The following is a 21,817-nucleotide window of genomic DNA, read 5'->3' as shown; positions in this document are numbered from 1 at the left end:
CAGAAAGCCCGCCGGTACGGGCGTATCACTGCGCACATTGCCCAGCGAATACGCAAACTATTGCGCACCTTGCGAGGCGCGGCCAGGCTGCCGCTATGACGCAGACCACAGACCACACTCCCGACACCGCCCGGCAGGCCGACCCCTTCCCGGTCAAGGGAATGGACGCGGTCGTCTTCGCCGTGGGCAACGCCAAGCAGGCGGCGCACTACTACTCCACCGCCTTCGGCATGAAGCTGGTCGCCTACTCCGGACCGGAGAACGGCACCCGCGAGACCGCGAGCTACGTCCTCACCAACGGCTCCGCCCGCTTCGTCCTCACCTCGGTGATCAAGCCCGCCACCGACTGGGGCCGCTTCCTCGCCCAGCACGTGGCCGAGCACGGCGACGGCGTCATCGACCTGTCCATCGAGGTCCCGGACGCCCGCGCCGCCTACGCCTACGCGATCGAGCACGGCGCCCGCTCCGTCACCGAGCCCTACGAGCTGAAGGACGAGCACGGCACCGTCGTCCTCGCCGCCATCGCCACCTACGGCGAGACCCGCCACACCCTCGTCGAGCGCACCGGCTACGACGGCCCCTACCTGCCCGGCTATGTCGCCGTCGCCCCGCTCGTCGAGCCGCCCGCCCAGCGCACCTTCCAGGCGATCGACCACTGCGTCGGCAACGTCGAGCTCGGCCGCATGAACGAGTGGGTCGGCTTCTACAACAAGGTCATGGGCTTCACGAACATGAAGGAGTTCGTGGGCGACGACATCGCCACCGAGTACAGCGCGCTGATGTCGAAGGTGGTGGCCGACGGCACGCTCAAGGTCAAGTTCCCGATCAACGAGCCCGCCATCGCCAAGAAGAAGTCCCAGATCGACGAATACCTGGAGTTCTACGGCGGCGCCGGCGTCCAGCACATCGCGCTGAACACCAACGACATCGTCGCGACCGTCCGCACCATGCGCGCGGCCGGCGTCCAGTTCCTCGACACCCCGGACTCGTACTACGACACCCTCGGCGAGTGGGTCGGCGACACCCGCGTGCCCGTGGAGACCCTGCGCGAGCTGAAGATCCTCGCCGACCGCGACGAGGACGGCTATCTGCTGCAGATCTTCACCAAGCCGGTCCAGGACCGCCCGACGGTCTTCTTCGAGATCATCGAACGCCACGGCTCGATGGGCTTCGGCAAGGGCAACTTCAAGGCCCTCTTCGAGGCGATCGAGCGCGAGCAGGAGAAGCGCGGCAACCTCTAGTCACCCTCCGGCAGCGGCTCGTCCGCGGGCTCGCCCAGCTCCTCCAGGGCCTGGCGAGCCCGTGAGACATGCAGCGTGGAGAAGTACGGATTGATCCGCAGCGCCTCCTGAAGATGCCGACGGGCGGGACCGGCCAGCTCCAGGTCCCGCTCGATCATGCCCCGGTGGTACGCGTACAGCGCGCTGCGCACCCCGCCGCCCTTGGCCTTGTCGGTCGCGATCTTCGCGAACCGCAGCGCCTCCTCGTCCTCCCCGGCCCGGTGCAACGCCCACCCCAGTGCGTCCGCCACCGCGATCCCGGGCTGCCGCTTCCACTCGGCCCGCAACCGCCGTACCGCCGACTCCGGGTCCCCGTGGTCCGCCTCGAACCGGCCGAGCAGCAGCTCCTCGTCGGCGCCGCCCGCGCGGGCGGCGCGCACCCGGTCGTGCAGGACGTCGTACTGCACCCGGGCTGCCTGCCCGAGGCCCAGCGACTGGTACAACTCACCGAGCTCCAGGGCGTATTGGGGCAGCGGCTGCTTGGCGAGGGCCACCCGGTAGGCGTTCAGCGCCTCCGTCGTGCGGCCCAGGGCCGCCAGCGCCCGGCCCTGCCCGGCGAACGCGGCCCGCTGGTCGGGGTCGAGACGTACCGCCTCCTGGAAGTGGCGCAGGGCCGCCTCCCGGTCGCCACGCTCCCAGGCCAGCTGCCCGCCCCGCTCCAGATACGCCGCCCGCTCGGCAGGCGCCTCGGCGGCCGCCGCCGCGTCGGAGAGGGAAGCCGCCGCGTCCTCGCGCCAGCCGTGGTCCCGGTAGACGGCCGCGGCCCTGGCCATCACGGCGGGCCCGGAGCGCAGCTCCAGCAGCCGGTCCAGGGACTTCTTCGCCGCCTTGTGATCGCCGAGGCCCGTGTACGCGTCGATCAGCAGCGGATACGTCGTCCACCGCTTCGGTTCCAGCCTCAGCGCGGCCTCGCCCCACTTCCGCGCGGCACGGAAGTCCCGGCGGGCGCCCGCCAGCGCGGCCATCCCGCTGAGCGCCTCGACATTGCCTTTCGCCCGCACCTTCAGCGAGGTCCGCAGCACCCGCTCGGCCTTCGGGTAGTACCCCGCGTCCGCGGTCCGCCGCCCCTGCTCCACATAGGCCGCCCCGAGCACCGCCCAGGACTCGGCGTCCTTCGGGTGCTTCCGCAGATGGCTCTCGCGCTCACCGATCAGCACCGCCAGGTCGGGCAGCGCGGCCGGTACGCCCGTGGTGACCGCGGTCAGCGCCTGCGCACCCGGCGTCGGCGCGGGCGGCTCACCGTCGGCAGGACCCCACGGCAGCAGCACCAGAACCCCGCCGAGTACGGCACACCCCACGACCGAACCGACCAGCACCCGGCGGCGGACCCAGGGACGCCGCTCCTCCTGCTCGTTCTCCATGGCGCTCACTGTGCGCCAGTACGACGACCACATTCCCGTACCGAAAGCCCCCCGCTGGCGGGGTTCACACCGATGGCCCCCGGTGTCAGGCTGTGATCATGAGCCACGACCTCGTCAACCGTCTGCTCACCGGTCTGCCCGCCGAGGCGGTCCTCACCGACCCCGACATCACGGCCTCCTACGCCAACGACATGGCCAGCTTCTGCCCGGCGGGCGCCCCGGCGGTGGTCGTCCTGCCGCGCACGGTCGAGCAGGTCCAGCACGTCATGCGCACCGCCACCGAGCTGCGCGTACCGGTCGTCCCACAGGGCGCCCGCACCGGCCTGTCCGGCGCGGCCAACGCCTCCGACGGCTGCATCGTGCTCTCCCTGACCAAGATGGACCGGATCCTGGAGATCAACCCGGTCGACCGCATCGCCGTCGTGGAACCCGGCGTCGTCAACGCCGCCCTGTCCCGCGCGGTCGGCGAACACGGCCTCTACTACCCGCCGGACCCCTCCAGCTGGGAGCAGTGCACGATCGGCGGCAACATCGGCACGGCCTCGGGCGGCCTGTGCTGTGTGAAGTACGGGGTGACGGCCGAGTACGTCCTCGGCCTCGACGTCGTCCTGGCCGACGGCCGGCTCATGACCACCGGACGCCGTACGGCGAAGGGCGTCGCCGGGTACGACATGACCCGCCTGTTCGTCGGCTCCGAGGGCTCGCTCGGCATCGTCGTACGGGCGATCCTGGCGCTGAAGCCGCAGCCGCCGCAGCAGCTGGTGCTGGCCGCCGAGTTCGCCTCCGCGGGCGCCGCCTGCGACGCGGTGTGCCGGATCATGGCAGGCGGGCACGTTCCGTCCCTCCTCGAACTGATGGACCGTACGACCGTCAAGGCCGTGAACGACATGGCGCACATGGGACTCCCGGAGACCACGGAGGCGTTGCTGCTCGCCGCCTTCGACACCCCGGACCCCGCCCCCGACCTCGCCGCGGTCGGCGCGCTGTGCGAGGCCGCCGGTGCCAGCCAGGTCGTCCCCGCCGAGGACGCGGCCGAGTCCGAACTGCTGCTCCAGGCAAGGCGGTTGTCCCTGACCGCGCTGGAGGCGGTCCGGGGCGTGACGATGATCGACGATGTGTGCGTGCCGCGCTCCCGGCTCGGCGACATGCTCGAAGGCGTCGACCGGATCGCCGAGAAGTACCAGCTGACCATCGGCGTCGTCGCCCACGCGGGTGACGGCAACACCCACCCCACCGTCTGCTTCGACGCGCAGGACCCCGACGAGTCCCGGCGCGCCCGCGAGTCCTTCGACGAGATCATGGCCCTCGGCCTGGAACTCGGCGGCACCATCACCGGCGAGCACGGCGTCGGCGTACTGAAGAAGGAGTGGCTGGCGCGCGAGATCGGCCCGGTGGGCGTGGAGATGCAGCGCGGGATCAAGCAGGTCTTCGACCCGCTGGGCATCCTGAACCCGGGGAAGCTCTTCTGACACTCCTCAGGGCTCACTCCCCGTCCATGGACTCGTCCGACGGCCAGGGGTCGCGCAGCCACAGATCGTCGGCCGGCGTCGGGGCGAGCAGCTCGGCCAGGCCGTCGTCGATGCCGAGCTGCTCGGCCTCAGAGCCCGGGGGGACCACCCGAAGCGTCCGCTCCAGCCAGGCCGACACCTGCGCGGCCGGGGCCTCCAGCAGGGCGTCCCCGTCGGGTGAACTCAGCGCCATCAGCACGACGCTGCGGCCCTCGACCTTCGTCGGCCACACCCGTACGTCCCCGTGGCCGCACGGGCGGAACACCCCCTCCACGAGGAGTTCGCGGGCGAAGGTCCAGTTGACGGGGTGCTCGGAGTTGATGTGGAAGGTGATGTGGACGGCGTAGGGGTCGTCGCTGCGGTAGCTCAGCAGGGCCGGGACGGGGATGCTGCGCTCGGGCGACAGGACGAGCTTGAGCTCCAGCTCCCGCTCCACCACGGTGGGGTGCATGACGTCCGGTGTCCTCTCTCTCGGTCGGGTCCTCGGGTGGGCCCGTACGAGTGGAGAGAGGGGCGGGCCAGGAGCATTACGCGGGTTCGGAGAAGTTTTTTCTGTTGCCCGGAAAGGGGTGGGTACCGCGGGACTGGCGGTGGGGGTTGCCCGCGTCTGATAGATGTGGAGGCCCCCAGATGACCCTCGAGCAGATACCGGACGACGGACATGAGCGCCCCAACCCCGGCCCCCGGTGACGACAGGCCCCGCGAAGGGTATTACCCGGACCCGTCCATTCCTGGATATGTCCGGTACTGGAACGGTGCCGCGTGGGTACCGGGCACCAGCCGTCCGGCGCCCACGGACGGCGAACCGCTCGCCCCGCCGCCCGGCACGACCCCGGCTCCGGTCGAGGAGACGGGTCCGCACTTCTTCGACGAGGACCCGGCCGACGAACCCGCCCCGGCCCAGGGCCAGTCCCAGCACGGCAGCCGCCCCGAGCCCGCCACGGCATGGGGCGCCGACCGCTCCCACCAGTCCGGCTTCGGCGGCGACCAGGACCGCCGCGTCTCCTGGGGCGGCGTCCCCGACCCCCGCACCCCGGCCCCGGCCGACGGCACGACCCCGAGCACGGACGGCACGACGACGATCCCTCCGGCGGAGGGCGCGGCGTCCGGCAGGGCGGGGGCTGCGGCGTCCGGTACGGCGGCGAGCGCGGCGTCCGGCAGGGCGGAGGGGGCGGCGTACGGCCCGGCCGAGGGCGCGGCGTCCGGCAACACCTTCGTCTTCCGCCGCCCGACTCCCGGCCCCGCCGCACAGGGCACCCCTGACTCCGGGGCGTCCGCCGCAGGGCGCACCCGCGACTCCGGGGCCCCCGCCGCCGACGAGGGCACCATGACCTTCCGCGCGCTGTCCCCGCGCACGGGTCGCCAGGACGGAGCGCCCGGGGCACAGCAGGGGCGCACGGCCGATGCGGCGAGCGGCCAGGGGGCTGCCGGGGCCGGCGGTACGGGCGCGGCGGGTTTCGGTCCGCCGACCGGTGCGGGTGGCGCGGACGCCGGTGGTTTCGGCGCCGCCTTCCCCGCCGCCGGCGGTACCGCGTCGCCCGCCCCGCAGGGCCGCGGCTTCGGCGCGGGCAAGGCCGCTGCCGAGCGGGCCGCCGCCGCGCAGGGGCAGCAGGCCCAAGTCGCCGCCCCCACGGCCCTCTCCGGCCCGCAGGCGTCCCCGACGGTCCCTCAGCAGTCCGGGCCTCAGTCGGCGGCTCAGCCCGGCGCGCAGCCGCAGGGCGCCGCCGCCCCCGTGACCACCGGCCCCGGTGGCGGTCAGCCGTCCTGGGCCCAGCAGGTGCACCGGCTCGCCGGAGCGCCCGGCGAGGACCAGCCCGTCGCGCCCTGGAAGCCGCCGGTGGAGGACGTCTTCCAGGCCGCCGCCCGGCGCCAGGCCTCCGCACGGCCCGCCTCCCTCGGCAGGCGGCTGGCCGCGCGGCTGGTGGACACCGTCGTCCTCTCGGGCGTCACCGCCGTGGCCGCCGTACCGCTCGGCATCAAGGCGATGGACCACGTCGACGAGAAGATCGACGCGGCCAAGCTCTCCGGAGAGACCGTCACCGTCTGGCTGCTGGACGGCACGACCTCGGCGTATCTCGGCATCGTGCTGGCCGTCCTGCTGCTCTTCGGCGCGCTCTACGAGGCGCTGCCCACCGCCAAGTGGGGCCGCACCCTGGGCAAGAAGCTGCTCGGCATCGAAGTACGGGACATCGAGGCGCACGAGCCGCCGTCCTTCGGCGGAGCCCTGCGCCGCTGGCTCGTCTACAGCGTCCCGGGTCTGCTCGTCATCGGTGTCGTCGGCGTCCTGTGGTGTCTGTTCGACAAGCCGTGGCGCCAGTGCTGGCACGACAAGGCCGCGGGTACGTTCGTAGCGGGATGACCGGATACGGCGAATTGCCCGGTTGATTCCGTACCCCGGACGGCCGCTCGCCGGATGCGCGCGCGGAGGGTTCGCGGTCGACTCGGGCCATGAGCAGTGAACCGCCCCCCGGCTCCGGTCAGCAGCCGCCGGAAGACGACCCGTTCAGGAAGCAGCCCCCGTCCGGGGACACCGGTGCGGGCGACGGCTCGCCCTACGGCCAGCCGCCTCCGCATCAGGGCGGCGGCCCCTACGGCGGTGACCCCTACGGCGGCGGCGGTTACCCCTCCGACCCGCTCGCGGGCATGCCCCCGCTCGCCGACAGCGGCAAGCGCACGCTGGCGCGGATCATCGACATGGTGATGGTGGCCGTCGTCGTGTGGCTGCTCACCTGGGCGTTCCGGGTCAACGAGCTGGACGTGAACGCCGACGACGTCGACTACGGCAAGTCCCTCGGGCAGTCGCTCATCGCCGCCCTGCTCTACATCGGCTACGACACCTTCATGATCTCCAGGTCCGGCCAGACGCTCGGCAAGAAGTGGCTGGGCATGCGGGTGGCCAACCTGGACAACGGCTCCACGCCCTCCGTACAGACCGCGCTGGTGCGGTCCTTGGTGCTGTGGATCCCGTTCGCCTTCTGCTGCGCCTGTGTCTGGACCGCCATCTGTGGGGGCTGGAGCTTCTTCGACAAGCCCTACAAGCAGGGCCTGCACGACAAGGCGGCCAAGACGGTGGTGGTCAGCACCCGCTAGCGTCAGGACGCGGCGCGCTCGGGAACCGGGGCCGGGACGGGCGCGTCTTCCGTGACGGCGGGGGCTGGCTTGCGGATCGCGATCACGCGCGCCTTCGGCGTCGGCACGATCAGCGCGACCAGCAGTCCGAGGACGAGTGCCGCGAGGGCGATGAGCGCGATCCCCGCACCCGAACTCGTCTGTGACAGCAGCAGCATGGCGAGGGTCGAGAAGATCACGGTGCACGAACCGTAGGCGAGCTGGGCGGCGGTCGGACGAGGCATGGTGATCGTGTCCTCGGAATCGGGGGTGCACGGGGGTGTCGGCCTGGCATTCCGCCAGCTTCCGGGCGTTCCGCCAATCGACTCTAATCGCCTGCATGCCCGAGCGGAACGAAGCGTAAGCGTGACCTAACCAACAGTACCGGTGCATGGGGGGCGCACGGAGTCATGGCGTCCACCAAGTGGACGGCGTCGCGCGCCTGTCGAGCGAGCTCCAGGCGTCCGTAAAGCGGACCTCCACTCCGCATAGTGCAGTTGACCTGCTCAAGTCAAGGTCTGTCTTTTCTGGTGAACCTCTAGTCAAATGTCGTCACTTGACTACACGCGTTGATCACGCGCGCGCGAATTTTCCATGACCAGGAACCCTCCCGTCGTGCGCGCTCGAACGCGGGGGAGGATCTCAAGTGACCAGCAGACCCTGGACGTTCAGAGCGGCCGCGACGGCTGTCGCGTTCGCGGCGGCCACCGCCACGTTCTCGACGTTCACCATGGCCCAGGCCGACGACACGGCCAAGAGCCCCGCCATCGACCGGCACGACCCGGCGCCGGTGCACGAAGAGCACGAGCACAACCTCGACGGCCCGCTGAGCCAGACCCAGGAAGCCCAGCGCGAAGAGGCCCTGAACCAGGTCATATCCGGCAAGGCCAACGTGAAGGAGCGCGAGGGCTCCCAGGTCGTCGAGCTCAAGAGCAAGAAGGGCGACAGCAAGTACGTCGAGCTCGGTCGCGAGAAGACCGACAAGATCTTCACGATCCTGGTCGAGTTCGGCGACCAGACCATGCCCGACTTCGGCGGCACCCCCGGCCCGGCCCACAACCAGATAGCCGAGCCGGACCGCGCCCAGGACAACAGCACGGCCTGGCAGGCGGACTACAACCAGAAGCACTTCGAGGACCTCTACTTCGGCACCGGCAAGGGTGTCGAGTCGATGAAGAAGTACTACGAGAAGCAGTCCTCGGGCCGCTACTCCATCGAGGGCGAGGTCTCCGACTGGGTCAAGGTCCCCTACAACGAGGCCCGTTACGGCAACAACAAGTGCGGTGAGACCAACTGCCCGAGCGTCTGGAACATCGTCAGCGACGGTGTGACGGCCTGGGTCGCCCAGCAGAAGGCAGCGGGGCGGACCGACGCCGAGATCCAGGCGGACGTCAAGCAGTTCGACCAGTGGGACCGCTACGACTTCGACGGCGACGGCGACTTCAACGAGTCCGACGGCTACATCGACCACTTCCAGGTCGTGCACGCCGGTGAGGACGAGTCCGCGGGCGGCGGCGCACAGGGCGAGGACGCTATCTGGGCCCACCGCTGGTACGCCTTCGGCACCGACGCCGGCGCCACCGGCCCCGACAACAACCGGCTCGGCGGCGCGCAGATCGGTGACACCGGCATCTGGGTCGGCGACTACACGGTCCAGCCGGAGAACGGCGGACTCGGCGTCTTCGCCCACGAGTACGGCCACGACCTCGGTCTGCCGGACCACTACGACACCTCCGGCGGCGGCGAGAACTCCACCGGCTTCTGGACCCTGATGTCCTCCGGCTCCTGGCTCGGCACCGGCAAGGAGGCCATCGGCGATCTGCCCGGTGACATGACCGCCTGGGACAAGCTCCAGCTGGGCTGGCTCGACTACGCGACGGCGAAGGCCGCGACCAAGTCGAAGCACAAGCTGGGCGTCGCCGAGTACAACACCAAGAACAAGCAGGCGCTCATCGTCGAGCTGCCCAAGAAGGCGGTCACCACCGAGATCGTCGCCCCGGCCGAGGGCGCGAGCCAGTGGTGGAGCGGCAGCGGCGACAACCTCAAGAACACGCTGACCCGTTCCGTCGACCTCACCGGCAAGTCCTCGGCGACGCTGGGCTTCGACGGCTGGTACGCCATCGAGTCGGGCTACGACTACCTCTACACCGAGGTCTCCACCGACGGCGGCGCCAACTGGACCGCCCTCGACGGCACGGTGGACGGCCAGGCCATCGGGCGTGACGGCTCGGACAAGCCCGCGCTCTCCGGCTTCTCGGAGACGTACAAGAAGCTGTCCTTCCCGCTGGACGCCTACGCCGGCAAGAAGATCGACCTGCGCTTCCGCTACGCCACCGACGGCGGTGTGGCCGAGAAGGGCTTCGCGGCCGACCGGATCTCGGTGACCGCGGACGGCACGGCGCTGTTCACCGACAACGCCGAGACGGCGGACGCCGCGTGGACCGCGAGCGGCTTTACGCGCATGGGCGCGTCCTTCACCAAGGACTACGCGCAGTACTACATCGCCGAGAACCGTCAGTACGTGTCGTACGACAAGACCCTGAAGGTCGGCCCGTACAACTTCGGCTTCTCCGGGACCCGTCCGAGCTGGGTGGAGCACTACCCGTACCAGAACGGTCTGTTGATCTGGAAGTGGGACACCTCCCAGGCGGACAACAACACCAGCAAGCACCCGGGCGCCGGTCTGATCCTGCCGGTCGACTCGCACCCGACGGCGATGAAGTGGTCGGACGGCACGCTGATGCGCAGCCGGATCCAGGCCTACGACTCGCCTTTCAGCCTGTACCGCACGGACGGTCTGACGCTGCACAACGCGGACGTCGCGACCAAGATCCCGTCGTCGAAGGGGGTGCCGGTCTTCAACGACCGGACCAGCACCTACTACGACGCGGCGACTCCGCTCGCCGGGGTAAAGATCACTGACACCAACACCAAGATCAAGATCGTCAAGGAGGCCAAGAACGGCTCGACGATCTCGGTCGAAATCGGGCCCGCGGCGAAGTAAAGAGCGTTTTCGCAGGTCAGAAGCGTATCGGCGGCAACCCCTGGCGGGTTGCCGCCGATCCGTGTTTAGGTGCGTCCTGTGGCTCTCTTATTGACACCGACGCACACGGGGGTGTGACCGCATGGCCGCAGGAGGTTTCTGCAAGCTGCCGACCGGCAGCGTGGTGGTGGCGCTGAACCTGCCCATGCCCACCGCCGACGGCACCGGCTCGGTCCGCTTCCTGGTCCACGCCCGCAACCGTGCCCGGGCCCTGACCAGGCTCCGCAATCTGGGCCTGCGAGCGGTCTACCTGCGCGGCAACGCGGCCCCGCCGACCCCGGACGAGATCACCGCGGTCCTGCACCACCCCGACGGCCTGATATGGCGGACCACCCCTGACAACGGTGTCGCGGCGGCCCCGGAACTGGCCCAGGAGCTGTGGCGCCCGATCAGAGCCCTGCTGCGAAGACCGGCGGCCCAGGCCTAGGCGACGACCGGCTTCCCGGTGAGCTCCACCCCGGCCTCGCGCATCTCCTCCAGCGCCCGGTCCGTCGTCTCCTCGGCGACGCCCGCGGTCAGGTCCAGCAGGACATGCGTGCGGAAGCCTTCGCGGGCGGCGTCCACGGCGGTCGCGCGGACACAGTGGTCCGTGGCGATGCCCACCACGTCCACCTCCGAGACCTCCCGCGCCCGCAGCCAGTCGGCGAGCGTCACGCCGTTCTCGTCGACGCCCTCGAACCCGCTGTACGCCGCCGCGTACGCCCCCTTGTCGAACACGGCGTCGATCGCGCCGGAGGCGACCGTCGGGGCGAAGTTCGGGTGGAACCCGACCCCCTCCGTGCCCGCGACACAGTGCGCCGGCCAGGAGTGGACGTAGTCGGGGTTGTCGGCGAAGTGACCGCCGGGCGCGATGTGGTGGTCGCGGGTGGCCACCACATGCTGGTACCCGGAACCGGCGGCCTGTCCGACCAGCTCGGTGATGGCGGCGGCGACATCCGCGCCGCCGGCCACCGCGAGGCTGCCCCCCTCGCAGAAGTCGTTCTGCACGTCAACGACGATCAAGGCGCGGCGCATGGTGGACGTCCTTCGACTTTGAGTGAACTTACGAGCCTAGACACTTGGGCGGCACAGCGGGAGGGCGCACCGCAATTAGCTACCCGAGCGCAGATGGACGTACTCCGTCGGAATGACGGGTTCCCCTCGCGAGAGCTGTGTAGCGGACAGCGGCAGCCCCGCCCGGGCGGCGATGTGCCGGTCCCGTACGACGTCCAGCGGCTCGCGCGCCACGACCTCGCCGCCCTTGACCAGCTCCACCAGCAGCTGCCGGTCGGCCAGCTCCGCGGGCACCGCGCCGGTGCCGATGACCTCGGCCTCGGCGGCGCCGTACTCGTCGAGGCGGCGCGCCGCCCACTTGCGGCCGCCGATGGAGGTCTTGCCGCCGGTGGCCTTCTTCGCCACCGGCACCAGCGGCGCCTTGGGGTCGGCGGACTCGGCGCGGGCGACCAGCTTGTAGACCATGGAGCAGGTCGGGTGCCCGGAGCCGGTCACCAGCTGGGTGCCCACCCCGTACGCGTCCACCGGCGCCGCCGCCAGCGAGGCGATGGCGTACTCGTCGAGATCCGAGGTCACGATGATCTTCGTGTCCCGGGCGCCCAGCTCGTCCAGCTGCTGGCGCACCCGGTGCGCCACGAGGAGCAGGTCCCCGGAGTCGATACGGACCGCGCCCAACTCGGGCCCGGCAACCTCCACGGCCATGCGGACGGCCTCGGCGACGTCGTAGGTGTCCACGAGCAGGGTCGTGCCCCTGCCGAGCGAGTTCACCTGGGCCTGGAAGGCGTCCCGCTCGCGGTCGTGGAGGAGGGTGAAGGCGTGCGCGGAGGTGCCGACGGTCGGAATGCCGTAGCGGAAACCGGCCGCCAGGTCGGAGGTGGTGGCGAAGCCGCCGACGTACGCGGCGCGCGCGGCGGCGACCGCGGCCAGTTCGTGGGTGCGCCGGGCGCCCATCTCGATCAGCGGCCGCTCCCCGGCGGCGGAGGACATCCGGGAGGCCGCCGCGGCGATGGCCGAGTCGTGGTTGAGGATCGACAGGATCACCGTCTCCAGCAGCACGCACTCGGCGAAGGAGCCCTCCACCCGCATGATCGGCGAACCCGGGAAGTACACCTCGCCCTCGGGGTAGCCCCAGATGTCGCCGCTGAAGCGGTAGCCGGCGAGCCAGTCCAGGGTCTCCTCGTCGACGATGGCGCGCTCGCGCAGGAAGCCGAGGACGCCCGCGTCGAACCGGAAGTTCTCGACGGCGTCCAGCACCCGTCCGGTGCCCGCGACCACGCCGTAGCGGCGCCCGTTCGGCAGTCGGCGCGTGAAGACCTCGAACACACTCCGCCGTTCGGCCGTGCCCGCTTTCAGGGCGGCGCGGAGCATCGTCAGCTCGTACTGATCCGTGAAGAGCGCCGTAGAAGGAACGTCCACCGGCAGCCCAAGGTCCGCTGTGTTCATGGCAAGGATGCTACCGCACTTCGCGTCAGTGTGACGATTTAGGGCGTGCGTGGCAGCATGGGCCATGTGACGTCACCCGCTCCCGTAGAGATCGAACGCACCGAGTCGGCGGAAGAGGTATTCGCCGTTCCCGAGCCCGACGTCCCCTGGGTCACGATCGTCCACAATGACCCGGTCAACCTCATGAGCTATGTGACGTACGTCTTCCAGACGTACTTCGGCTACTCCAAGGACAAGGCCACCAAGCTCATGCTCGACGTCCACCACAAGGGCCGAGCGGTCGTCTCCAGCGGCACCCGCGAGGAGATGGAACGCGATGTGCAGGCCATGCACGGATACGGTCTGTGGGCCACCCTCCAGCAGGACCGGAAGTAGCGACCAGCGCTGATGCCAGGAACCTTCGAACCGCTCCCCGGCGGCGGCGCGGCCGTCGCGCTCGACGACGTCGAGATCTCCATCATCCGGTCACTGGCCGTACAGCTCCTGGAGCTGATCGGCCCGGGACCCGGTGAGGACACCCCCGACGACCCGCTCGCCGAACTCTTCGCCGACGGCCCGAGCGAACCGCCCGCCGACCCTGTTCTGCGCCGGCTGTTCCCGGACGCCTACAGCGACCCCGAGGGCACGCCCGGACCCCAGGAGGCCGAGGAACAGCGCGCGTACTCCGCCGAGTTCCGCCGCTACACCGAGAACGACCTGCGGGCCGGCAAGCGGGAGAACGCCCTCGCGGTGATCCGCTCCCTGGACGAGCTCAGTACCGCCGCCGGTGACGGCGGGGCGGTGCTGAAGCTGACCCCCGAGGAGTCCCGCCAGTGGCTCAGCGCCCTCAACGATCTGCGCCTGGCGATCGGCTCGCGCCTCGACATCGTCGACGAGGACGACACCGACCTGCTCTACCGGCTGCCGGACGAGGACCCTCGTAAGCCGATGGTGATGGCGTACCTCTGGCTGGGCGGGCTCCAGGAGACGCTCGTCTCCACGCTCATGCCCTGATCGTGGTGGTTGTGACCGATCCGTGTGTTCGCTCAGCGGACGCTCAAATCCGAATAACGATCACGTCACCCTCCCGGCCCACTGTGTCCCTTTTGTGCGCGGCTTGTCCGCTTCTTCCTGTGTGATGCGCCACAGAGCGCCCGGACGATCAATATTGCGGCCGTGATAAATCTTCACGACCGCCCGGCGAACACCACCCATGTTCCGACCGGGTGCGCCACCGACCGGCAGACCGCTGGTCAGGTAGAACGCTCCATTCAATCCGCCTCATGTACGCCCTCGCGGGCGTCATCATCTTCTTCATCATGCGGGCGCTCGGTGAGCTGCTCCTCTACCGCCCGGTCTCGGGTTCCTTCGCGGAGTACTCCCGCGAGTTCCTCGGCCCGTTCTTCGGCTATTTCACCGGCTGGACGTACTGGCTGATGTGGGTCGTCACCGGCATGGCCGAGCTCACGGCCGCCGCGATCTACGTCAACTACTGGTTCCCGGACATCCCGCAATGGGTCACGGCGCTGGCGTTCCTGCTGCTGCTGTTCGCGGCCAACCTGATCTCCGTGAAGCTGTTCGGCGAGATCGAGTTCTGGTTCTCGATGGTCAAGGTGACCGCGCTGATCGGCATGATCGTGATCGGCCTCGGCGTCCTCACCTTCGGCTTCAGCAACGCCGGTGACACCGCTGCGGTCTCCAACCTCTGGGCCTTCGACGGCTTCTTCCCCAAGGGCATCGGCTCGTCCCTGATGACCCTGCAGGGCGTCATGTTCGCCTACCTCGCGGTCGAGCTGGTCGGTGTCACCGCGGGCGAGTCCGAGAACCCGGAGAAGACCCTCCCCAAGGCGATCAACACCCTGCCCTGGCGTATCGCGCTCTTCTACGTCGGTGCCCTCACCGTCATCCTGTGCGTGGTCAAGTGGACCGAGTTCTCGGAGGGCGTCAGCCCCTTCGTCGCGGCCTTCGCGAAGATCGGCATCCCGGCGGGCGCGGCCATCGTCAACTTCGTCGTGCTGACCGCCGCCCTGTCGTCCTGCAACTCGGGCATGTACTCCACGGGCCGCATGCTGCGGAACCTGGCCGAGAGCGGCGAGGCGCCGCGGGTGTTCAGCAAGCTGTCGTCCACCAAGACGCCCGCCTTCGGCATCACCGTCTCCATGCTCTTCATGGGCATCGGTGTGGTCCTGAACTACATCGTCCCGGAGAAGGCCTTCGGCTACGTCGTCTCCGTCGCCACCGCGGCCGGCATCTGGACCTGGCTGATGATCCTGGTCAGCCATGTCATGTACCGCCGCGCGGTCGACGCCGGCCGCCTGCCGGCCTCGTCCTTCCCGGCCCCCGGCGGCGCGAAGTGCAGCTGGGTCGCCATCGTCTTCCTGCTCTTCGTCACGGGCCTCATCGCCTACGACGCCGACTCCCGCGTCTGCCTGTACGTGATGGCCGGCTGGGCGGCGGCGCTGGGCATCGGCTGGGCCGTGCTGAAGTCCCGCAACCCCGAGATCACGGAGCGCCGTGAGCCGGAGTTCGAGAAGGTCGGCTGACCCTCAGCTCACTATGTGGGCCGCCCCGTACCATCCTTCGGTACGCGGCGGCCCTTCTGCTTATCCTGGCCAGCATGCTGACCATCACCCAGGCCCTCGTCGACCAGATCGTCGCGCACGCGCGCAAGGACCACCCCGACGAGGCGTGCGGCGTCATCGCGGGGCCGGAGGGGTCCGACCGCCCCGAGCGCTTCATCCCGATGCTGAACGCGGCCATGTCGCCCACGTTCTACGAGTTCGACTCCGGCGATCTGCTCAAGCTCTACCGTGAGCTGGACGACCGTGACGAGGAGCCGGTGGTCATCTACCACTCCCACACGGCGACCGAGGCCTACCCCTCCCGCACCGACATCTCCTACGCCAACGAGCCCGGCGCGCACTACGTCCTCGTCTCCACCGCCGACACCGACGGCCTGGGCGAGTTCCAGTTCCGCTCGTTCCGGATCCTGGAGGGCGAGATCACGGAGGAAGAGGTCAAGGTCGTAGAGGCCTACTGAGACCGACTGAGACCCGCTGAAACCCTCTGATCTCGCATCGTGGAGAATTGCGTCCGTATGGTGAGATCACACTCCTGGAGCCGGTCCGGGAATCGATACGATGAGCCCATGGTTCTTCTCGACGTGAGCGACAAGGCGCCGGGCACGATGCTCGTTGCGCGGCTGCACGTCGACCTGTGCAGGCTGAACAGCGCCATCTGTTGACCGTCCCGCTGTAGCCGTACGGCCGTGTTGCCGCGGCGCGCCGTCGACGCGCGCGCCCACTGAGACCAGACCACTTTTCCGACAGGAGCCCCTTGCCATGGCCATCGAGGTCCGCATCCCCACCATCCTCCGCCAGTACACCGACGGTCAGAAGGCGGTGGAGGGCAGCGGTGACACCCTCGCCGACCTGTTCACCGACCTGGAGACCCGGCATGCGGGCATCCGCGCCCGCATCGTGGACGGCGAGCAGCTGCGCCGGTTCGTCAACGTCTACCTGAACGACGAGGACGTCCGCTTCCTCGACGGCATCAACACCAAGCTCACCGACGGCGACAACGTCACGATCCTGCCGGCCGTGGCCGGCGGCATGGTCTGATCCCGTATGCGCTACGACTCCCCGCTGGCCGCGGTAGGCAACACCCCCCTGGTGCGCCTGCCGCGGCTGTCGCCGTCCGCCGAGGTCCGCATCTGGGCCAAGCTGGAGGACCGCAACCCCACCGGCTCGGTCAAGGACCGCCCGGCCCTGCACATGATCGAGCAGGCGGAGAAGGACGGCCGTCTGACCCCGGGCTGCACGATTCTGGAGCCCACCTCCGGCAACACCGGCATCTCACTGGCCATGGCCGCCAAGCTCAAGGGCTACCGCATGGTCTGCGTGATGCCCGAGAACACCTCGCAGGAGCGCCGGGACCTGCTCGGCATGTGGGGCGCCGAGATCATCTCCTCCCCGGCGGCGGGCGGCTCCAACACGGCCGTACGCGTCGCCAAGGAGCTGTCGGCCGAGCACCCCGACTGGGTGATGCTCTACCAGTACGGCAACCCGGACAACGCGGGCGCCCACTACGCGACCACGGGCCCCGAGATCCTCACCGACCTCCCGTCCATCACCCACTTCGTGGCCGGCCTCGGCACCACCGGCACCCTGATGGGCGTCGGCCGCTACCTCCGTGAGCACAAGCCGGACGTGAAGATCGTCGCCGCCGAACCGCGCTACGACGACCTGGTGTACGGCCTCAGGAACCTCGACGAGGGCTTCGTACCGGAGTTGTACGACGCCTCGGTCCTCACCACCCGCTTCTCCGTCGGCTCGGCGGACGCGGTCACCCGCACCCGTGAGCTGCTCCAGCAGGAGGGCATCTTCGCCGGCGTCTCCACCGGCGCGGCCCTGCACGCCGCGATCGGCGTCGGCAACAAGGCGCTGAAGGCGGGGGAGTCCGCCGACATCGTGTTCGTCGTGGCCGACGGCGGCTGGAAGTACCTGTCGACGGGCGTCTACACGGCGGCGACGACAGAAGAAGCGATCGAGACCCTTCAGGGTCAACTCTGGGCGTAGGCCCTCATGTAGCCAGGTGACGGACCTGGTCCCAAAGGACCGGGTCCACCACCCCCACCTTCCGGCGGAAGTCCCACACGGGCACCTCGCGCAGCTCGTCCGTCTCCAGGAAGCTCGCCCGCCCCTGAGCATCGCTCACCGCACCCGGCGGCAACGGAATCACCCCGGCCCGCTCGTCGTGATAGCGGCTGGTGATCTTCGCGACGCGCACCCGCTTCCCATGCACCGCCAGCACCAGACACGGCCGGTCCTTCGCACCGGGCCGGTCCTCGTAGGGCACGCTCGCCCACCAGATCTCCGTCGGCTGCGGCCGCGCCGCCACCCGCCGCAGGCGCCGCCCCGGGGGACGCCGTCCGCGCCCCCACCCGTCCACGAGCGCGGCGACGAGCGCGAGCAGCACCACCGCCGCGAGCGCCAGCCACCAGGACGTGTCCATACCAACGACGGTACCGGTGCGCCCGCGCCCCCGCGCCGCGACTACGGGATCAGGGAGTTGTACAACTCGACCACCTTCGTGTCGAACGGCGGCGCTCCGAGTTCCTGAGCGGCGGGGATGACGGAGCCCTCCAGGAAGCGCCGGAAGGCGTCCTCCGACTCCCAGATGTCGATGACCTGCCAGCCACCCGCCTCGCGGGGCGCCGCGAGGTGGGCGATGAGCCCCGCCGGCGGCTGCGTCCGGTCCGGGATCGCCAGGTCGAACGTCGCCTGGTAGAGCTCCTTCGTCCAATCCGCGGCTTCGTTGTGCACCAGTACCGCCATGTCAGGCTCCTCCGAATTCCGAGTGACCCCCGCCCGACGCTAGAGGCGACGGCGGGCACCGGCGAGCGGAGTGCCCCCTGCGGGTGATCTCGAACAACTGACAGCGGGCGGCAGCCGAACCGGTGACAGCACAGGTGAGTTCGCCCACAACAGCCCTTGGCGGAGGAGCGACCCGACGTTTTGCGCCTTACGCTCGACGCACCGCACGACCCCCGTCGCCCCCTATCCGGATTTCCCGCCAGCGGAGGTTTCTGCTTCATGAAGCTCACCGTCGTCGGCTGCTCGGGGTCGTTCCCGTCCGCGGAATCGGCCTGCTCGAGCTACCTCGTCGAGGCCGACGGCTTCCGGCTGCTCCTCGACATGGGCAACGGCGCCCTGGGCGAGCTGCAGCGCCACTGCGGTCTCTACGACCTCGACGCGATCTTCCTGAGCCATCTGCACGCCGACCACTGCATCGACATGTGCGCGTACTTCGTCGCACGCTACTACCGCCACGACGGCGGCCGCTGCGCCCCCATCCCGGTCTACGGACCCGAGGGCACGGAGCACCGGCTGACCACGGCCTACGCCGACACCCCCTCGGCCTCCTCGATGAGCGAGGTCTTCGACTTCCACACCGTCAAGCCGTCCACCTTCGAGATCGGCCCGTTCACGGTGCACACGGAGCGCGTGGCCCATCCGGTGGAGGCGTACGGCATCCGCGTCGAGCACGGCGGGAGGTCCCTGACGTACTCCGGCGACACCGGCGTCACCCCGACGCTCGACGAACTCGCCCGCGACACCGATCTGTTCCTGTGCGAGGCGGCGTTCACGCACGGCAAGGAGAACATCCCCGACCTGCACCTCAACGGCCGCGAGGCGGGCGAGACGGCGGCCCGAGCGGGCGCCCGCCGCCTGGTCCTGACCCACATCCCCCCGTGGACCGACGCCCAGCTCAACCTCGCCGACGCCCGCGCGGTCTACGACGGTCCGGCGGAACTGGCGGCGCCGAGGCAGACGTACGAGATCTGACGGCGACTACGACAGAACGAGGCCCCCCGGAGTGTTCCGGGGGGCCTCGTCGTGGTTCAGCGGCGGCTCACGCCTTGGTGAGGTCCTCGAGCTCCTCGTCGGGCTCGCGGCCGGGGGTGGTGAGGTTGAATCTGATGATCGCGAAGCGGAAGACCGAGTAGTAGATCGCCGCGAAGACCAGGCCGATCGGGATGATCATCCAGGGCTTGGTGGCCAGGTTCCAGTTGAGGAAGTAGTCGATCGCGCCGGCCGAGAAGCTGAAGCCGTGGTGCACGCCCATGGCCCAGGTGACGGCCATCGAGAGCGCGGTCAGCACCGCGTGGATGACGTAGAGCAGCGGCGCGATGAACATGAACGCGAACTCGATCGGCTCGGTGATGCCGGTGACGAACGAGGTCAGCGCCAGCGACATCATCATGCCGCCGACGGCCTTGCGGCGCTCGGGGCGGGCCGTGTGCGTGATCGCCAGGGCGGCGGCCGGGAGGGCGAACATCATGATCGGGAAGAAGCCGGTCATGAACTGGCCCGCGGTCGGGTCGCCGTGGAAGAAGCGCGGCAGGTCGCCGTGCCAGACGGCACCGGCCGAGTCCTTGAAGGAGCCGATCTCCTGCCAGGCCACGGTGTTGACGAACTGGTGCATGCCGACCGGGAGCAGCGCGCGGTTGATCGCGCCGAAGATGCCCGCACCCGCTGCGCCGAGACCGGTCATCCACTCGCCGAAGTTGGTGATGACCTCACCGACGGGCTCCCAGGCCAGACCGAAGAAGACACCGACGATGGTGCCGATGAAGGCCATCAGGATCGGGACCAGCCGACGGCCGTTGAAGAAGCCCAGCCAGTCGGGGAGCTTGGTGCGGTGGAAGCGCTGCCAGGTGACGGCGGCTATGAGGCCCATGATGATGCCGCCGAAGACCTTGGGGTCGTTGTAGGTGGCGGCGACATCCGCACCCTTGGTGACCTTTGCTTCGGTGATCGGGAACGCGGTCAGCACGTTCTTGTAGACCAGGAAGCCGACCAGCGCCGCCAGTGCGGTGGAGCCGTCGGCCTTCTTGGCGAAGCCGATGGCGATGCCGACACAGAACAGCAGGGGCAGGTTGGCGAAGACGGCGTCGCCCGCGGTGGCGAAGACCGACGCGACCTTGTTCCAGCCGAGTCCGTCCTTGCCGAACACGTCGTCCTGGCCGAGGCGCAGCAGAATGCCCGCCGCCGGCAATACGGCGATCGGCAGCTGGAGGCTGCGGCCGACCTTCTGCAGGCCCTGGAACAGGCCGGATCCCCACTTCTTCGTGGGGGCCGCCGATGCGGTGGCGGTGCTCATAGACTTCCTCCATCGGGTGGTGGTCTACACCACTCAGTGGTGTAGACCTGTTGTAGCACGATGAAGGGCGCATAAGGAACCCGCGATTCCGTTACCGGAACCGCGGGTTGTGCAACCGTTATTCGGCGCGGTTTTGATCAGGCCTTGGTGACGTCCTCGTGTTCCTCCTCCGGCTCCCTGCCCGGCGTCTTGAGATCGAATCTCGTGATCGCGAACCGGAAGATCACGTAATACACGACTGCGAAGGCCAGCCCGATCGGAATGATCGCCCACGGCCTGGTCGCCAGGTTCCAGTTGATGATGTAGTCGATGAGACCGGCGGAGAAGCTGAAGCCGTCGTGCACCCCGAGCCCCCACGTCACCGCCATCGACACACCCGTCAGCACCGCGTGCACCACGTACAACAGCGGCGCGATGAACAGGAACGAGTACTCGATCGGCTCGGTGATACCGGTGACGAACGACGTCAGCGCGACCGAGAGCATCAGACCGCCGACCTCCTTGCGGCGGTGCGGCTTGGCGCAGTGCGTGATCGCGAGGGCCGCGGCCGGCAGCGCGAACATCATGATCGGGAAGAAGCCCGACAGGAACTGCCCCGCATCCGGATCGCCCGCCAGGAACATATTGATGTCGCCGTGCACCACCTCGCCGTCCGGCGTGGTGTAGGTGCCGAACTGGAACCAGATGGGCACGTTCAGGAACTGATGCAGCCCGATCACCAGCAGTGCGCGGTTGGCGATACCGAACACACCCGCACCCCAGGCGCCCGCGTCGCTCAGCCAGTCGCTGAAGTCCTCCAGCCCGTTGCCGATCGGCGGCCAGACCCACAGACACAGCGCCGCGATGGCGATGGCGACGAACGCCATGATGATCGGCACCAGACGGCGGCCGTTGAAGAAGCCGAGCCAGTCCACCAGCTTCGTACGGTGATAGCGGGCCCAGAAGAAGGCCGTCAACAGGCCGATGACGATGCCGCCGAAGACCCCGGGGTTCTGGTACGTGAAGGCCGTCACCACCCCTTCCGTCGCCTGGCAGCCGGTCTCGACCTCCGTCGCCCCCTCCGGGCAGTCCTCGGGAAACTGGCGCAGCACGTTGTAGTAGACGAGGAAACCCGCCACCGCCGCGAGCGCGGTCGAGCCGTCCGCCTTCTTCGCCATGCCGATCGCGACACCGACGCAGAACAGCAGAGGCAGTCCCAATTGACCGTCGAGCAGCGCGCCGCCCGCGCCGTCCATCACCTTGGCGACGTTGTCCCAGCCGAGCCCCTCGTCCCCGAACACATCGGGCTGGCCGAGCCGGTTGAGAATGCCCGCGGCCGGCAGGACCGCGATCGGCAGCTGAAGACTGCGTCCCATCTTCTGCAGGCCCTGGAACGCCGACTGCCACCGCCGACGTGCCGGAGAGGTCTCGGAGGGGGCGTTCATCAGTTGGCGACCG

The 21,817-nt window shown here is 69.4% G+C and carries 22 protein-coding genes and 1 pseudogene; 14 read left to right on the top strand and 9 right to left on the bottom strand.

Annotated elements, in window-relative coordinates; genetic code table 11:
* Positions 1–95 precede the first annotated feature (95 nt).
* Positions 96–1,241: a 4-hydroxyphenylpyruvate dioxygenase gene (hppD, locus tag OHT76_RS17160; RefSeq protein WP_328871712.1), complete on the top strand. Its 1,146-nt coding sequence runs from the start codon at positions 96–98 to the stop codon at positions 1,239–1,241.
* On the opposite strand, the gene OHT76_RS17155 is transcribed toward hppD, so the two are convergent.
* A complete protein-coding gene (locus OHT76_RS17155; RefSeq protein ID WP_328871711.1) occupies positions 1,238–2,641 on the bottom strand; it encodes a tetratricopeptide repeat protein in 1,404 nt (467 codons plus the stop codon). The genes hppD and OHT76_RS17155 overlap by 4 nt on opposite strands.
* Positions 2,642–2,739: 98 nt before the next feature.
* Between OHT76_RS17155 and OHT76_RS17150 the strand changes: the two genes are divergently transcribed.
* Entirely contained in the window at positions 2,740–4,110 is a 1,371-nt protein-coding gene (locus OHT76_RS17150) for an FAD-binding oxidoreductase (RefSeq protein WP_328871710.1), read from the top strand.
* 13 nt (positions 4,111–4,123) lie between these two features.
* On the opposite strand, the gene OHT76_RS17145 is transcribed toward OHT76_RS17150, so the two are convergent.
* A complete protein-coding gene (locus OHT76_RS17145) occupies positions 4,124–4,600 on the bottom strand; it encodes an SsgA family sporulation/cell division regulator (protein WP_328871709.1) in 477 nt (158 codons plus the stop codon).
* Positions 4,601–4,810: 210 nt separating this feature from the next.
* On the opposite strand from OHT76_RS17145, the gene OHT76_RS17140 reads away from it, so the two are divergent.
* Together OHT76_RS17140 and OHT76_RS17135 are read left to right on the top strand one after the other, a co-directional pair.
* Complete coding sequence (locus OHT76_RS17140; RefSeq protein ID WP_328871708.1) at positions 4,811–6,508, top strand: RDD family protein; 1,698 nt, start codon at positions 4,811–4,813, stop codon at positions 6,506–6,508.
* A gap of 89 nt (positions 6,509–6,597) precedes the next feature.
* Positions 6,598–7,239 (top strand): RDD family protein, encoded by a 642-nt coding sequence (locus OHT76_RS17135; protein ID WP_328871707.1) that lies wholly within the window; start codon positions 6,598–6,600, stop codon positions 7,237–7,239.
* A 2-nt stretch (positions 7,240–7,241) separates the two neighbouring features.
* Here OHT76_RS17135 and OHT76_RS17130 read toward each other — a convergent pair whose 3' ends face one another.
* Positions 7,242–7,502, bottom strand: a complete 261-nt coding sequence (locus OHT76_RS17130; protein WP_328871706.1) for a hypothetical protein — start codon at positions 7,500–7,502, stop codon at positions 7,242–7,244.
* 401 nt (positions 7,503–7,903) lie between these two features.
* On the opposite strand from OHT76_RS17130, the gene OHT76_RS17125 reads away from it, so the two are divergent.
* Together OHT76_RS17125 and OHT76_RS17120 are read left to right on the top strand one after the other, a co-directional pair.
* Complete coding sequence (locus tag OHT76_RS17125; protein WP_328871705.1) at positions 7,904–10,261, top strand: immune inhibitor A domain-containing protein; 2,358 nt, start codon at positions 7,904–7,906, stop codon at positions 10,259–10,261.
* Positions 10,262–10,382: 121 nt separating this feature from the next.
* Positions 10,383–10,727, top strand: a complete 345-nt coding sequence (locus OHT76_RS17120) for a hypothetical protein (protein WP_328871704.1) — start codon at positions 10,383–10,385, stop codon at positions 10,725–10,727.
* On the opposite strand, the gene OHT76_RS17115 is transcribed toward OHT76_RS17120, so the two are convergent.
* Positions 10,724–11,314, bottom strand: a complete 591-nt coding sequence (locus OHT76_RS17115) for an isochorismatase family protein (protein ID WP_328871703.1) — start codon at positions 11,312–11,314, stop codon at positions 10,724–10,726. The genes OHT76_RS17120 and OHT76_RS17115 overlap by 4 nt on opposite strands.
* A gap of 75 nt (positions 11,315–11,389) precedes the next feature.
* Positions 11,390–12,736, bottom strand: coding sequence for a nicotinate phosphoribosyltransferase (locus OHT76_RS17110; RefSeq protein ID WP_328871702.1), 1,347 nt, complete (start codon positions 12,734–12,736; stop codon positions 11,390–11,392).
* Between the two features lie 57 nt (positions 12,737–12,793).
* Here OHT76_RS17110 and clpS point away from each other — a divergent pair, with 57 nt between their 5' ends.
* From clpS to OHT76_RS17075, 7 genes and pseudogenes are all read left to right on the top strand, one after another.
* Positions 12,794–13,111 carry an ATP-dependent Clp protease adapter ClpS gene (gene clpS, locus OHT76_RS17105; RefSeq protein ID WP_095754611.1) on the top strand — a complete coding sequence of 106 codons (318 nt, stop codon included), beginning with the start codon at positions 12,794–12,796 and terminating at the stop codon, positions 13,109–13,111.
* Positions 13,112–13,123: 12 nt separating this feature from the next.
* Positions 13,124–13,729: a DUF2017 domain-containing protein gene (locus tag OHT76_RS17100; protein ID WP_328871701.1), complete on the top strand. Its 606-nt coding sequence runs from the start codon at positions 13,124–13,126 to the stop codon at positions 13,727–13,729.
* A 257-nt stretch (positions 13,730–13,986) separates the two neighbouring features.
* Positions 13,987–15,258 (top strand): annotated as a pseudogene (locus OHT76_RS17095) (amino acid permease); the annotation flags it as partial.
* A gap of 74 nt (positions 15,259–15,332) precedes the next feature.
* The gene (locus tag OHT76_RS17090) at positions 15,333–15,755 is read left to right on the top strand and encodes a M67 family metallopeptidase (RefSeq protein WP_328871700.1); all 423 of its coding nucleotides are present in this window, start codon (positions 15,333–15,335) and stop codon (positions 15,753–15,755) included.
* A 108-nt stretch (positions 15,756–15,863) separates the two neighbouring features.
* Complete coding sequence (locus OHT76_RS17085) at positions 15,864–15,959, top strand: putative leader peptide (RefSeq protein ID WP_328871699.1); 96 nt, start codon at positions 15,864–15,866, stop codon at positions 15,957–15,959.
* 97 nt (positions 15,960–16,056) lie between these two features.
* Positions 16,057–16,335, top strand: a complete 279-nt coding sequence (locus OHT76_RS17080) for a MoaD/ThiS family protein (RefSeq protein WP_328871698.1) — start codon at positions 16,057–16,059, stop codon at positions 16,333–16,335.
* Positions 16,336–16,341: 6 nt separating this feature from the next.
* Positions 16,342–17,292 carry a PLP-dependent cysteine synthase family protein gene (locus tag OHT76_RS17075; protein WP_328871697.1) on the top strand — a complete coding sequence of 317 codons (951 nt, stop codon included), beginning with the start codon at positions 16,342–16,344 and terminating at the stop codon, positions 17,290–17,292.
* A gap of 4 nt (positions 17,293–17,296) precedes the next feature.
* On the opposite strand, the gene OHT76_RS17070 is transcribed toward OHT76_RS17075, so the two are convergent.
* Entirely contained in the window at positions 17,297–17,728 is a 432-nt protein-coding gene (locus OHT76_RS17070) for a type II toxin-antitoxin system PemK/MazF family toxin (RefSeq protein ID WP_328871696.1), read from the bottom strand.
* 41 nt (positions 17,729–17,769) lie between these two features.
* Positions 17,770–18,051: a hypothetical protein gene (locus OHT76_RS17065; RefSeq protein WP_328871695.1), complete on the bottom strand. Its 282-nt coding sequence runs from the start codon at positions 18,049–18,051 to the stop codon at positions 17,770–17,772.
* A 258-nt stretch (positions 18,052–18,309) separates the two neighbouring features.
* Here OHT76_RS17065 and OHT76_RS17060 point away from each other — a divergent pair, with 258 nt between their 5' ends.
* Entirely contained in the window at positions 18,310–19,062 is a 753-nt protein-coding gene (locus tag OHT76_RS17060) for an MBL fold metallo-hydrolase (protein ID WP_328871694.1), read from the top strand.
* A gap of 67 nt (positions 19,063–19,129) precedes the next feature.
* On the opposite strand, the gene OHT76_RS17055 is transcribed toward OHT76_RS17060, so the two are convergent.
* Positions 19,130–20,380, bottom strand: a complete 1,251-nt coding sequence (locus OHT76_RS17055; protein WP_328871693.1) for a PTS transporter subunit EIIC — start codon at positions 20,378–20,380, stop codon at positions 19,130–19,132.
* Between the two features lie 137 nt (positions 20,381–20,517).
* Positions 20,518–21,804, bottom strand: a complete 1,287-nt coding sequence (locus OHT76_RS17050) for a PTS transporter subunit EIIC (RefSeq protein ID WP_328876548.1) — start codon at positions 21,802–21,804, stop codon at positions 20,518–20,520.
* Positions 21,805–21,817: the final 13 nt, after the last annotated feature.

The sequence above is a fragment of the Streptomyces sp. NBC_00287 genome, assembly GCF_036173105.1.
In the GTDB taxonomy this organism is placed as follows: Bacteria; Actinomycetota; Actinomycetes; order Streptomycetales; family Streptomycetaceae; genus Streptomyces.
The sequence above is the reverse complement of the archived record's forward strand: the minus strand, read 5'-3'. Positions and strand labels throughout refer to the sequence as shown.

What these genes read in the sequence shown, in the direction of transcription:
- hppD (WP_328871712.1), top strand. Translation starts at nt 96, where the DNA reads ATGACGCAGACCACAGACCACACTCCCGACACCGCCCGGCAGGCCGAC.
- OHT76_RS17155 (WP_328871711.1), bottom strand. Translation starts at nt 2,641, where the DNA reads ATGGAGAACGAGCAGGAGGAGCGGCGTCCCTGGGTCCGCCGCCGGGTG.
- OHT76_RS17150 (WP_328871710.1), top strand. Translation starts at nt 2,740, where the DNA reads ATGAGCCACGACCTCGTCAACCGTCTGCTCACCGGTCTGCCCGCCGAG.
- OHT76_RS17145 (WP_328871709.1), bottom strand. Translation starts at nt 4,600, where the DNA reads ATGCACCCCACCGTGGTGGAGCGGGAGCTGGAGCTCAAGCTCGTCCTG.
- OHT76_RS17140 (WP_328871708.1), top strand. Translation starts at nt 4,811, where the DNA reads ATGAGCGCCCCAACCCCGGCCCCCGGTGACGACAGGCCCCGCGAAGGG.
- OHT76_RS17135 (WP_328871707.1), top strand. Translation starts at nt 6,598, where the DNA reads ATGAGCAGTGAACCGCCCCCCGGCTCCGGTCAGCAGCCGCCGGAAGAC.
- OHT76_RS17130 (WP_328871706.1), bottom strand. Translation starts at nt 7,502, where the DNA reads ATGCCTCGTCCGACCGCCGCCCAGCTCGCCTACGGTTCGTGCACCGTG.
- OHT76_RS17120 (WP_328871704.1), top strand. Translation starts at nt 10,383, where the DNA reads ATGGCCGCAGGAGGTTTCTGCAAGCTGCCGACCGGCAGCGTGGTGGTG.
- OHT76_RS17115 (WP_328871703.1), bottom strand. Translation starts at nt 11,314, where the DNA reads ATGCGCCGCGCCTTGATCGTCGTTGACGTGCAGAACGACTTCTGCGAG.
- OHT76_RS17110 (WP_328871702.1), bottom strand. Translation starts at nt 12,736, where the DNA reads ATGAACACAGCGGACCTTGGGCTGCCGGTGGACGTTCCTTCTACGGCG.
- clpS (WP_095754611.1), top strand. Translation starts at nt 12,794, where the DNA reads ATGGGCCATGTGACGTCACCCGCTCCCGTAGAGATCGAACGCACCGAG.
- OHT76_RS17100 (WP_328871701.1), top strand. Translation starts at nt 13,124, where the DNA reads ATGCCAGGAACCTTCGAACCGCTCCCCGGCGGCGGCGCGGCCGTCGCG.
- OHT76_RS17090 (WP_328871700.1), top strand. Translation starts at nt 15,333, where the DNA reads ATGCTGACCATCACCCAGGCCCTCGTCGACCAGATCGTCGCGCACGCG.
- OHT76_RS17085 (WP_328871699.1), top strand. Translation starts at nt 15,864, where the DNA reads ATGGTTCTTCTCGACGTGAGCGACAAGGCGCCGGGCACGATGCTCGTT.
- OHT76_RS17080 (WP_328871698.1), top strand. Translation starts at nt 16,057, where the DNA reads ATGGCCATCGAGGTCCGCATCCCCACCATCCTCCGCCAGTACACCGAC.
- OHT76_RS17075 (WP_328871697.1), top strand. Translation starts at nt 16,342, where the DNA reads ATGCGCTACGACTCCCCGCTGGCCGCGGTAGGCAACACCCCCCTGGTG.
- OHT76_RS17070 (WP_328871696.1), bottom strand. Translation starts at nt 17,728, where the DNA reads ATGGACACGTCCTGGTGGCTGGCGCTCGCGGCGGTGGTGCTGCTCGCG.
- OHT76_RS17065 (WP_328871695.1), bottom strand. Translation starts at nt 18,051, where the DNA reads ATGGCGGTACTGGTGCACAACGAAGCCGCGGATTGGACGAAGGAGCTC.
- OHT76_RS17060 (WP_328871694.1), top strand. Translation starts at nt 18,310, where the DNA reads ATGAAGCTCACCGTCGTCGGCTGCTCGGGGTCGTTCCCGTCCGCGGAA.
- OHT76_RS17055 (WP_328871693.1), bottom strand. Translation starts at nt 20,380, where the DNA reads ATGAGCACCGCCACCGCATCGGCGGCCCCCACGAAGAAGTGGGGATCC.
- OHT76_RS17050 (WP_328876548.1), bottom strand. Translation starts at nt 21,804, where the DNA reads ATGAACGCCCCCTCCGAGACCTCTCCGGCACGTCGGCGGTGGCAGTCG.